The sequence below is a fragment of the Streptomyces sp. NPDC001678 genome, from assembly GCF_042892945.1.
Lineage (GTDB): Bacteria > Actinomycetota > Actinomycetes > Streptomycetales > Streptomycetaceae > Streptomyces.
Genome location: NZ_JBIAUP010000026.1, coordinates 28,497 through 38,482, shown reverse-complemented (window position 1 = coordinate 38,482; position 9,986 = coordinate 28,497). Strand labels below are relative to the sequence as shown.

General features: G+C 69.2%; 13 protein-coding genes. 5 read left to right on the top strand and 8 right to left on the bottom strand.

Annotation, left to right across the window (positions count from 1 at the left end; genetic code table 11):
* Positions 1-125: 125 nt before the first annotated feature.
* From ACFYZR_RS32090 to ACFYZR_RS32080, 3 genes are all read right to left on the bottom strand, one after another.
* The gene (locus tag ACFYZR_RS32090) at positions 126-932 is read right to left on the bottom strand and encodes a DUF317 domain-containing protein (protein ID WP_391916992.1); all 807 of its coding nucleotides are present in this window, start codon (positions 930-932) and stop codon (positions 126-128) included.
* A 165-nt stretch (positions 933-1,097) separates the two neighbouring features.
* On the bottom strand, positions 1,098-1,322 hold the full coding sequence (locus tag ACFYZR_RS32085; RefSeq protein WP_391916989.1) for a hypothetical protein: 225 nt from the start codon (positions 1,320-1,322) through the stop codon (positions 1,098-1,100).
* Positions 1,323-1,607: 285 nt separating this feature from the next.
* Positions 1,608-1,997 (bottom strand): hypothetical protein, encoded by a 390-nt coding sequence (locus tag ACFYZR_RS32080; protein WP_391916986.1) that lies wholly within the window; start codon positions 1,995-1,997, stop codon positions 1,608-1,610.
* A gap of 864 nt (positions 1,998-2,861) precedes the next feature.
* Between ACFYZR_RS32080 and ACFYZR_RS32075 the strand changes: the two genes are divergently transcribed.
* Both ACFYZR_RS32075 and ACFYZR_RS32070 read left to right on the top strand, forming a co-directional pair.
* A complete protein-coding gene (locus ACFYZR_RS32075) occupies positions 2,862-3,194 on the top strand; it encodes a hypothetical protein (protein ID WP_391916982.1) in 333 nt (110 codons plus the stop codon).
* A gap of 411 nt (positions 3,195-3,605) precedes the next feature.
* Positions 3,606-4,103: a hypothetical protein gene (locus ACFYZR_RS32070; RefSeq protein ID WP_391916980.1), complete on the top strand. Its 498-nt coding sequence runs from the start codon at positions 3,606-3,608 to the stop codon at positions 4,101-4,103.
* Between the two features lie 321 nt (positions 4,104-4,424).
* Here the strand turns inward: ACFYZR_RS32070 and ACFYZR_RS32065 are convergent, their stop codons facing one another.
* The 3 genes from ACFYZR_RS32065 to ACFYZR_RS32055 form a co-directional block, all read right to left on the bottom strand.
* Positions 4,425-4,649 (bottom strand): hypothetical protein, encoded by a 225-nt coding sequence (locus ACFYZR_RS32065; protein WP_391916978.1) that lies wholly within the window; start codon positions 4,647-4,649, stop codon positions 4,425-4,427.
* Positions 4,650-4,835: 186 nt separating this feature from the next.
* Positions 4,836-5,597: a hypothetical protein gene (locus tag ACFYZR_RS32060; RefSeq protein ID WP_391916975.1), complete on the bottom strand. Its 762-nt coding sequence runs from the start codon at positions 5,595-5,597 to the stop codon at positions 4,836-4,838.
* 28 nt (positions 5,598-5,625) lie between these two features.
* Positions 5,626-6,321: a hypothetical protein gene (locus ACFYZR_RS32055; RefSeq protein ID WP_391916973.1), complete on the bottom strand. Its 696-nt coding sequence runs from the start codon at positions 6,319-6,321 to the stop codon at positions 5,626-5,628.
* Between the two features lie 267 nt (positions 6,322-6,588).
* Between ACFYZR_RS32055 and ACFYZR_RS32050 the strand changes: the two genes are divergently transcribed.
* From ACFYZR_RS32050 to ACFYZR_RS32040, 3 genes are all read left to right on the top strand, one after another.
* A complete protein-coding gene (locus ACFYZR_RS32050; protein ID WP_391916971.1) occupies positions 6,589-6,852 on the top strand; it encodes a hypothetical protein in 264 nt (87 codons plus the stop codon).
* A 170-nt stretch (positions 6,853-7,022) separates the two neighbouring features.
* Positions 7,023-7,685, top strand: coding sequence for an SGNH/GDSL hydrolase family protein (locus tag ACFYZR_RS32045; RefSeq protein WP_391916969.1), 663 nt, complete (start codon positions 7,023-7,025; stop codon positions 7,683-7,685).
* 101 nt (positions 7,686-7,786) lie between these two features.
* On the top strand, positions 7,787-8,209 hold the full coding sequence (locus tag ACFYZR_RS32040; protein WP_391916967.1) for a contact-dependent growth inhibition system immunity protein: 423 nt from the start codon (positions 7,787-7,789) through the stop codon (positions 8,207-8,209).
* 158 nt (positions 8,210-8,367) lie between these two features.
* Here ACFYZR_RS32040 and ACFYZR_RS32035 read toward each other — a convergent pair whose 3' ends face one another.
* Positions 8,368-8,610 (bottom strand): ricin-type beta-trefoil lectin domain protein, encoded by a 243-nt coding sequence (locus tag ACFYZR_RS32035; protein WP_391916965.1) that lies wholly within the window; start codon positions 8,608-8,610, stop codon positions 8,368-8,370.
* A gap of 335 nt (positions 8,611-8,945) precedes the next feature.
* The gene (locus ACFYZR_RS32030; protein WP_391916963.1) at positions 8,946-9,884 is read right to left on the bottom strand and encodes a LysR family transcriptional regulator; all 939 of its coding nucleotides are present in this window, start codon (positions 9,882-9,884) and stop codon (positions 8,946-8,948) included.
* Positions 9,885-9,986: the final 102 nt, after the last annotated feature.

The window sequence follows — 9,986 nt, the reverse complement described above, 5'->3', positions numbered from 1 at the left end:
GCTGCGACAACAACAGACTGAGGCTCAGAAGGCACACCAGCATCCTCGCACTGTTACAGCCTCTGCACCCACAGAACTAACGAAAGACTCAGTAGAACCTAAGTCGCGGTCGGGGGCCGGTTGGTTCAGCGGCGGGTTTGTGCGCCGTCGGCGGTGGCGTACGGGCCGGTGGGGTTCGTGCGGGGGCGGTTGCTGGCCCAGGAGGTGCGGGCCCAGGTGGCGGCGCGGGCGGCGGTGATGCGGGCCTGCTGCCAGGCGCTGAGCTGGGAGGGCAGCACGGAGACGGACGTGGTGCGGATACGGAGGGTCGGCGGGATGTGTCCGCGTGGTCGCATCACCGGCTGCGGGTCGGACAGGGCCGTGGTGAACGCCTGGACCAGGTGCATCGGGGTGGTCGGGGTGAACACGGCGTTCCATGCCGGGCCGTGTTCAGTCTGGGCCGCGGCCCACCAATACGCCTGTCCCTGCTCGCCCTGGTGGAACTGGACGAAGGCGTTGCCATCGGGGCTCATCGCAGTGACGTGCTGCCCCTGCTCCGTGTCCCATCCATGCTGCTGGAGCGGTTCCCACACGTTGGAGGCGTGCGCGGACCGGGGGCGGGTGAGGGCATCGGTGAATCCGGCGACGATCTCGACCGGGACCTGCTTGCCGAGGGTGGCGTGCCAGGCTTCCTGCTGGCCGGTCGCCGTGCCCCGGATCGTCCAGCCGCCCGGCTGGGTGTGCGGGTCGTAGCCGATGCGGACCGTGCGGTCGGGGCTGTCGAAGATGACCGGCACGCCGGCCCTGGGCGAGCGGTCCTGCCAGCCGGAGGCGCGCAGGAACTCGGTGACGTGGCCCAGGTCGCCGCCGCCGGCCAGGTGCCGCGGTTCGACGAGGTAGTGCTGCTCGGCCTGCTGGCCGGCCTGCCCCCAGCCGGCCGGTGCCTTCTTCACCGGTGCCGCCGTGCCACGAACGCCGAGGCGACCGGTGCCGGCGGCCGGGCCGTGGCGTTGGCTCGGGTCGGTTGGGCTAGGCGCTGGAAATCCTCGGCGTGATCATAGAGGTCCGCGCACACGATGTTCAGATCGTTCGCGGCACGGCCGAGGGCCAGCCACACCTCAGGCGGGAAAGTTCCTTGCTCGGCGTGAGTCCCGGTGGAACGGGAGCCGGTTTCGACCAGGGGCGGTGACTTGGCCGAGGATGCCGTTCTTGACGTCGAGGGCGCGGCCGAGGATCTGAGCCGTCTGCTCCGGTGGGGCCTGGGCAAGGTGCTGGGCGAGAAGACCGAGCTGGCGGGCGATGTTGTCAGCGAGGAGTACGGGGTAGGGCGTCGGATCGGGCATGGCACTCCGGTGATGCGAGGGGCGTGGTCAGGGGCGTCGCCCGAGGCGGCGGGTTTCGTCGAGGGCCCCGTACGGTCCGGTGGCCAGGGGGATGCCGCGTGTGCTGCTGCCCAGGGCGCAGGCGTGCACGTAGCAGCGGAAGAGGAAGGTGGCCAGGCGGGGTGGCCGTTCAGCGGTGATCGGCGGCGGGGTGGTGCGGTCGCGCTCGGGGATGGCTCGGGCTCCGGATGTGTGCGGGGTGGGTGGCCGCCGGCCCCGGCTCTGTGGCGGGGGCCGGCTGGTGGTTCAGGTACGACGGCGCGTTGTGGTCGTGGCCGGGGGCCGGGCGGTGGTGCGGGCCGTTGTCGGCGTGGCGCGTGGCTTGGGAAGTTCGGCTACGGCGTTGCGGTAGGTGGCTTCGTCGAAGAGGTTGGGGTGGATGTTGACGCGGTATCCGGCGGTGAGGAGCGTGGGGATGGCGCGGGTGGCGAGCTTCTTCTGCTCTGCGACGGGCAGGTGCTCGGGGACTTCGTGCCAGACGTAGATCGCCGCGGTGCGGCGCTCGAAGCCGAGGTCGTCCAGCCGGGCAAGCAGTGCCTCGGTCGGTGCGCTGCCGCTGTCGACGTAGATCGTCTCGTCGAAGGGACGGCGGTAGATCTCGACGTCGTTGCCGGTTTCGTCAGCAAGGCTTCCCAACGTGATCCTCCTGTTCAGTGAAGAGACTTGGCGCGCCTTCCCGTGCCCCGTGCCCCGTGCCCCGGAGCCCGGCCGGGAGGGTGGTCGGCGCACAGGCCGGAGCCTGCTGTGTGGGTCGGGTCGCGGCCTGGTCGCGGATCGTCTCGATGACCCGGGCGTGGCTCGAGAGCCTGCTCGTGGCGTGCATCAGCTGTTCCGCGAGGGCGGGGTTCTGCCCGGTGGCCTCCAGGCGCTGTGTCCAGGGTGCCCAGGTGGCGATGAGCGTCTGGGTGAGGCGGTGCAGCAGGCCGTCGTGGGGTGCGGCGATCTCGGTCAGGACGGCCGCGACCTCGCGGTCGTCGGTTGCCTGCCGGGCGCGCTCGGCGAGCTCGTCGAGGTAGCGCCGGGCTGCTCGCCGGTCGCCGCCCGGGGTGGCGAGGGTGTTCAGCGACGGGTCGAGGTGGATGCTGAACCCGGCCAGCAGCAGGCCGTGAGCGGCCGCGGTGACGCCGCGACGCTGCTGGTCGACGGGCAGGTCATGGGGCTGGCGGTGGTAGGGGCCGCGTGGCCCGGGCGCGGAAACGAAGTCGCCCAGCGTCTGCAGGATGCCCGCTGCCTTGTCGTCCCCGCCGATGGCGACGACGAGCTGGGTGCCGTTCTGTATGGCTACTGCTTCGTAGCCGTGTGTGCCGGTCGTGTTGTGCCTGGCCAGCGAGGTAGAGATGTGGGCGGTTCTGTGCGACAGGTGTCGTGCACGTATCCGGCTTTCCGGGCCGAGCTCAGGCTGTGGGCATCACGCGTGCTGCCAACTCCCGCGTGTCACCAGTTGCCGTGCCAAGGCAGGTCCCCCAGGATGTGGGATACGGGCCTCCGAAAGGGGATGTCATGGCTCGCTCAATTCGCATCCTGTACCGCGGTCAACAGGGAACAATTCGCAAGAACTGGAACTGGGATGCTATCGGTCTGGATACCACGGTGGTCATTACGGCCGCAGAATTCACTCCTGAGTTCGGCGGGCTTGGTGGTGGGCCTAAGACTCTCGGCCGTCCACTGCTTGGCGCCGCAAACGTCTATGTAACAAATATCGGCCCCCATGGCGTCGAAGGGATTGAAGCCGGCGGCGTCGAGTTCCTTCTCCATGTCGACTGGGATAGCCCTCTCGATGTGGTTGTGACCATCACGGCGCTAGAAGACATCGAGGCATTCGAACAGGCGTAGCGGCGGCGCATTGCGAATGCCGCCTGAGGTCAGTCAGACGTTGGGGACGCGAAGCCTGTCCCAACTGGTCTTGCCGGGGACGTTGTTGGTTCAGTGCCTGAGAAGTCGAGCTTCCGCTGCCAGGCGGCGTAGGACTTCACATCGCCCGTGCCACACACGTCAGTGTCCCCGCTGGACTCGTATCGATTGCAGCCTTCAGCGACAAGCGATCGTGCATCGCGGCGATGATCGGCGATCTCTGTCCGGTGTGGAAGAACGATGCACCGGGGGAACTGCTCGAACTGCGGCTTGGCCGTCGGCTGCTCCCCCGTCTCGGTGCTCGGCCCGTCCACGCCCGGCCAGAAATCCGCCACCACCGACCTGTCAAATCCAGGGGTGTTACTTCTAGATTCAGAGAGAGGGCGTGAGCACATGTCCGAGACCGAGGCCACATCGATTTCCCGCAAAGCAGCCGAATACTTCGGCGACGCGGCGAGTTTCATCGCCGAGGACGCGAGGATTGAGAGGTTCCGCTACCACCTCATTCGACTCAGGGCTTCTGCCGGTCTCACCGACAAGGACGTCGAGGAACTTGGTGAGCTCGGCCGTCTCGTGTTCCAGGAGGACAAAGCGACCGATCAGGCAGCCAAAATCGTGAACCGGGCTGATGCCAGTCCGCTCGCCGTCACCATCGCCACGGTTGTGGGAGAAGGTGCGCCCTGGCCGGCCGACCCCAAAGCCGCGATGCTGGGCGCTGTGCTGGGTGCTTACATGTCGCTGAGCGCATTTTCAGGCTCGAGCACTGAGGTGTCCCTTTTCGCGACGCTGGGAGCAGTCGCTGGTGCGCTCGCCACCAGCGCGAGCACATTCGTCATGGAAAACATCAAACAGATTCCGCTGGGCGACTACCTCAACATGCAGGAGGGATAGACGCCCGTCTGGCACGCAGTTGTACGTCGCGCCCCGCCGTAGCGCGGCTGATCAGGGCTTTTGCCCACCTCAGCGTCCCGGGCGTGATCCCAGCTTGTGGGTCTACGACTGCTGTACTTGATCTTCTGCCCGGGGTGCTGGGCTGGATCGTCCTGCTGGGCCGCTCTTCCGCCGCGAACAAGGCCGGGATTCTCGCCCTGCGCCACGAGGTCGCCGCACTCCGCCGCCAGGTCGGGCAGCCGCGCATGTCGTGGGCAGTGCGCGCCGTACTCTCCGCTCCCGCGCGCCATCTGCCGTCCGCCTTGCGTCGACACCGGGTGGTCACTCCGGGCGCACTGCCGGCCTGGCACCGACGTACAGAGCGGTGGCACCCGCGTAGGCCTCCGACGTGGACTCCGCGCTGTCCCGGGCGAACCGCAGATGGCGCAGGAACTCGTCCGCCGAGTCGACAACCCGCAGGTCGCCGTCCAACACCGTCCAATACGCGGCGCCGGAGGGCAGCTGCACTCGGAACGACCGGAAGATCGAGGGGACTTGTGTGTTCATGCGAAATGAACGACGGATCCGAGGTGCACGACACCCCTACAGATGCCGTCTCACTCGGGCGAGTGGCCGCGCGAACTGCGACAGTGCACGACGCCCTTCGCACCCCAACAGAAGTGCGCGGGTCCCGGGTGATGGTGATGTAGTCCAGGACGAAGAACCGCGGCTCCCCGTCGGCGGTGGGAGTGCTCACAGGGCGCGGGTGGTCGGCTTGGCGGGCTGCGCGGGCGGGGGAGCCGTGGTCTCCAGCGCCGGCCGACTGGGCGGGTGGCGCAGGATGACGCCGATGCCGTGTGCGGCCAGCTGGGCCCCGGCGGCGCGTACGGCCTGGGCCTGGAGGACGGTGTCGTCGCCGGCCAGGACGAATGCCTGCTCGCGCGGGTCATAGACGAAGCCGTTGTCGTGCAGGGCCTTGGCGGCCTGTGGGCTGTCGGGCTTGGCGGCCAGCATGCCGTCGCCGAACCAGGTCATCACCACGAGCTCCGGGGCCGGGGACGGAGCGGGGGCCGGCTGTCGGGGGTGGGCGGCGTTGTGCTGGACCTGGGCGACGGCCTTGTCGTACCGCGGCAGCAGGCCGGTGGCGATGTCGTCCGCCGCACGGAACGGGTCGTCGGGCACGGCGATGCCGTCCGGCTCGCGGACACCTCGGAACGCCTTCGGGTCGAAGCCGGGCGGGGCCATGGCGCCGACGAGGTACTCGTCCGGGTGGCCCGGACGGCCGGTGACGTAGAGGCGGGCGCCGTCGTCGCGGGTGAGGACGGCGTCATGCCCCAGGACGTACTTGGCGATGGCGCCGGAGACCAGGTTCATGTCCCACACGTCCTCGGTGACGGGGAACTGGTCGGAGTACTCGGCGTGACGGTGGTACTCGCTGGTCCAGTTGCCGGGCAGTTCGTCGGCGAGGATGTGGGCGAACGGCTCAAGGTCGTGGGTGTCGGTGGGGTCGGGCATGTTCTCCTCGGGACGGAGGCGGGAATCTTCAGCGCCGGCGTCCACCGGCCACTACGGACGGCAGGGAGGGGACGCGGGATGGCGGGGGAGGGCAGGCGCACACGGCGGACGCCTCCCGCTCAGTACTCGGCATTTCACTGACCCAGGCGGCCCGCTGAGGGTGGGGTACGTGGCGGTCGGCGAGGTCGTTGCGGATGCCGCGCAGGTCGGAGGCGATGACGCCGAGGCTCTCGGCGGCGAGGAAGCGAAGACGCTTGGCAAGGTGCGGGTCGGCGCTCGGGCCGAGGTCCTGGTAGAAGTCGGCGGTGGCGGTGAGGACTTCGTGCAGTGCGTCGAGGATGCCGCCGTGGGTGGCGGTCAGTTCCGTCAGGGCGTCGGCGGCGTCCTCGGTGCTCTCCGCTCGACGGATACGGTCGGCGATGGCCACGACCTGGGTGCCAAGGGTGAGATGGTGAGGCTCGCGGCGCTCGGTGTCGAAGGCCGGGTCGCAGTCGATGTAGTAGCCGACGGCCTTGAGCCGGGCGACGGCCCGGGTGGCGAGGCGGGCTTCCTCGGCCGTATCGAGCCCGGTGGGCAGACGGTGGTAGCGCTCGTGCAGGCGGACGACGGGCACGAAGCCGGTGCGCTCGAGGACGCTGTGCGCCTCCGGATCGCCGCCCCGGGCGAGGACTTCACCCGAGTGCACGTCGCGCCGCAGGGTGAGCAAACGGTCGGCGAGAGCCAAGAAGGGGGTCTTTCTGAAGGGGAGGTCAGCGGGAATGGTGGGCCGGGGCGGCTGGTGCTGTCACCGGAACCGGAGGGGCGGCCAGCTGGTGTTGGGCGCTTTGGTCCAAGCCGGAGGCAAGTCGCCTGGAGATCCTCCTGCACGGCGTACAGTCGCCGGGCGACCCACTCCAGGCGACGGCCGGTATCGCCGCCCTGGCCGTCGAGAAGGCCGGCGACCTGGTACGCCGCCTGTTCGACGAGCCGCCCGACATTCGCGATCGCGCCGATGGGCGCCGCGTACATCGGGTTGCAGCACGAGGAGATCCCCGATGCCGGCATCATCACCCGCGTCGCCCAGCAGCTCGGCGGCGCGGTGGGCGTCGCCGTCCTCGCCGTCGTCCTCCAGCACAGCACCGGCGACGCCCACACCCCGGAGGTCCTGGCCGACGGCTTCGGCACCGCCTTCTGGTGGTCGGTGGTCCTCACCGCCGCCGCCGTCCCGCTGTGCCTGCTCCTGCCCAGCCTCCCCAAACCACCCGCCAAGGCCTGATACGCGAGCACTCGGCCCAACTGCGTGAAACACGAGCACTCGGCCCAACTGCGCACCCGGGGCGGCAAGTAACGACCTTGGGACCGGAAAACGTTCCAGCGGGCCGCCGGTCAGTGGCTCGGCGATCCGGGAATCCCAGCCGCCCCCAACCCACATCTCAAGGAGTGCATATGACGATCACGCTCCGCCCGGGAACCACCGTGATGTTCACCGGGGATTCGATCACCGACGGCCAGCGGCTGGAGAGCGAAGACGGCCTCGGGTTCGGCTACCCGCTGCGCGTCGCGGGCGGGTGGGGCTTCAGGCACCCGGACCGGCCCGTGACCTGGCTGAACACCGGGATCGCGGGCCACAAGGTGATGGATCTGGAGGCCCGATGGCAGGCGGACGTGCTCGACGCACGCCCGGACGTGGTGTCGATCCTCGTCGGCGTCAATGACATGGGCTGGCACACCTTCGATCCGGACGGCCACGTGATCCCCGCGGAGGACTTCGCGGAGGGTTACGACCGCCTGCTCGCGCCGCTCGCCGCGGCGGGCACGGAACTGATCCTCATCGAGCCGTTCCTCCTGCCGATCAGCGGCAGCGTCGAGGCTGGTGACACGCGCGTCGACGATGAGATCCGGAAGGAGTGGCGGGCCGACCTGGACCCGAAGATCCAGGTCGTGCGCGAGCTCGCCCGCGCATACGACGCGCACCTGCTTGCCGCGGACAGCATGTTCGCCGCGCTCACCGCGACCACCGGACCGGAACACTGGGCCGCGGACGGCGTGCACCCGACGCCGGCCGGCCACGCCGCACTCGCGTCGGCCTGGCTGCGCCTGGTCGCGTGACCGCGTCCGTCCGCCTTGGTCCCCGAGGGCCTTCGGCGACCAAACCCATCGAGCTCACCCCCGACGCGCCGGCCTGCGGCCCTGGAGCGGAGAATGAACCCATGAACCGTCCGCTGCACCTCGACCGCACACTCGACGAACTGGATCCGCCCTGTTGGACGGCTTCAGCCGCCGACGCGACCCACCTGGTCCGCAAAGTGCACGAGCTGCGACGCCGGCCACTGAGGGAACTCCGCCCGGAGGATCTGCGCACGCTCGTCTCGCAGCGGGTGGCTCTGCCGTACGTCCTGCCACTCGCGGTTCACCTGCTGATGGAGGAGCCTCTGCTCGACGCGTGCTTCTACGAGGGGGACCTGTTGCTCACGGCCGCGGAAGCCCCGGTCCCGGCCTGGGCCGTGCTGCCGGACCTCGCAGCGCAACTGCGCGCCGTGATCACGACGCTGCCGGAGGCGGCGATCGCCGACTTGCCGCAGGGCGCCGCCGAGGTCCTCGCCCGGTTCGCTACGGGGTCTGGTTCAGCCTGATTCCTCAAGCGGCCTTGGCGAAGTCCGGTGCGGTGCGAGCGCCCCGAAGGGGCTCGGGACAGTATCGATATGCGGCTGCCGCCGCGTGGGCGCGACCAGCCACGACGCACCAGCAGATGACTTACCAGCAGATGACGTACCGGACTTCCAGTGGAGTGCTAGCGCCAACGCTGGTAGTCGCCGCCGTTGCACTTCATGGCATAAACCTCTCCCCAGCCGTTTCCGTTGCCGCTGTCAAGGCACATGCCGGTCTGCCGGTTCACCAGATTGAATTTCTTGCCGTCCCACTTTTCGTACCACTGCTGGTAGTAGTTCACGGGGCTGGAACACGGCTCTATGTAGACGTGCCCCTGCTGGGGGCTGTCCGGCCACATGGCAAGGCAGAAACCCTTGTTCGCCATGGGGCGCTGAGCCCAGGCGTCGTCGAAGTTCTCCAGATTGTCCTGCGTGTCGGCCCACAGCTTCGGTGTGTTGGAAGGGCTGAGGCCACACTCTGGACCAATTCATGTTCTGCTTCGGAATCTAACGCGGCGTTCAGATGGCGCCGAAGTTCCTTCCTGCATGGTGAAGCCGCCCTTCGGGTTCCGGACTGCACAGTGAGCCGGGTGGCCTCCCGGGGTTCTGGGCGCGGGCCGGCTTCCGGAGTCGCGGGCGGCGAGATCAGTGAGGCTCTTGTCGATCCGGCCGTGACGATCGACGGCGCGGCGTCGTTCAGCGCGGAATCACCCACCGCGAGTCACTCAGCGCGAATCACCCACCGCGGCACCCAGGTCCCGGCGGCGTTGTGGTCGGTCGCTGTTGCGGCGAGGTGGGCACGGAGGCCGGCCAGTGCCGGGTGGGGGTTGTCGCGGTGCCAGAGGAGCGAGTGCGGGTAGACGGGTGTCGGGTCGGTCACCGGGATGCGGCGCAGGCCGTGGCCGGCGGGCCAGACGAGTCGGGTCTGCTCGCTCATGAAGGTGGCCAGGGCCGGGGTGTCGGCAATGGTGTCGAGGAGCGCGTCGGAGCCGAAGTTGGGGCCGGTCGCCTCGATGGTGAGGCCGAACTCGGCGACGAGATCGTCGTAGTAGGCGGCCCACTCGGTGCCGGGGACGATGCCGGGCATCCAGATCCGGTGCCCGACCAGTTCGGCGATGGTCACCGACCGGGCGCCCGCCAGCGCATGGGCGGGGCCGGTGAGGAGCTGGAGCGGCTCGTCGAGCACCCGGACGGACTCGATGTCCTCGGGCAGGGGCCGGCCGGGCGCGGCGACGGCGCGGAAGGACGCGTCGATCGCGCCCGAGCGGATGGCGGTGACGGCCGTCTCGATGTCGAACAGCATCAGCACGTCGAGGTCGATCTCGGGGTGGGCGCGGTGGAAGCCGCGCATCAGGCCCGAGGCCGCGCCGCGCGAGTTGATCACGTCCACGCGCAGCGGGCGGTGGCCGGTGCGCACGGACGCGACCGCGCGCTCGGCGGCGCGCAGCAGCTCGCGTGCGTGGGGAAGGAACGCCTGCCCGTCGATGGTGAGTTCGGCGCCGCGCGGGGTGCGGGTGAACAGCCGCACGCCGAGGGCGCGCTCCAGCGCGGCGACGCGCTTGGAGACGGCCTGCTGGGTGACCGACAGGTCGGCGGCGGCCTTCTGGAACTGGCCGGCCTCCGCGATGGCGGCGAAGGTGCGTACTGCTTCGAGATCCACGCCGACCCACCCTAGTGAACAACCCATGGTTGTGCATGGCTGGCCAGATGGTTGTTTGACCTGCTTCTGTGCCGCCCGATTAGCTCTCCTCGGTCAACGCCG

Excerpts from the sequence above, each read along its gene's own strand:
- ACFYZR_RS32040 (WP_391916967.1), top strand. The coding sequence starts at position 7,787 with ATGAACCGTCCGCTGCACCTCGACCGCACACTCGACGAACTGGATCCG.
- ACFYZR_RS32050 (WP_391916971.1), top strand. The coding sequence starts at position 6,589 with ATGGGCGCCGCGTACATCGGGTTGCAGCACGAGGAGATCCCCGATGCC.
- ACFYZR_RS32035 (WP_391916965.1), bottom strand. The coding sequence starts at position 8,610 with ATGGCGAACAAGGGTTTCTGCCTTGCCATGTGGCCGGACAGCCCCCAG.
- ACFYZR_RS32070 (WP_391916980.1), top strand. The coding sequence starts at position 3,606 with ATGTCCGAGACCGAGGCCACATCGATTTCCCGCAAAGCAGCCGAATAC.
- ACFYZR_RS32075 (WP_391916982.1), top strand. The coding sequence starts at position 2,862 with ATGGCTCGCTCAATTCGCATCCTGTACCGCGGTCAACAGGGAACAATT.
- ACFYZR_RS32060 (WP_391916975.1), bottom strand. The coding sequence starts at position 5,597 with ATGCCCGACCCCACCGACACCCACGACCTTGAGCCGTTCGCCCACATC.
- ACFYZR_RS32045 (WP_391916969.1), top strand. The coding sequence starts at position 7,023 with ATGACGATCACGCTCCGCCCGGGAACCACCGTGATGTTCACCGGGGAT.
- ACFYZR_RS32085 (WP_391916989.1), bottom strand. The coding sequence starts at position 1,322 with ATGCCCGATCCGACGCCCTACCCCGTACTCCTCGCTGACAACATCGCC.
- ACFYZR_RS32065 (WP_391916978.1), bottom strand. The coding sequence starts at position 4,649 with ATGAACACACAAGTCCCCTCGATCTTCCGGTCGTTCCGAGTGCAGCTG.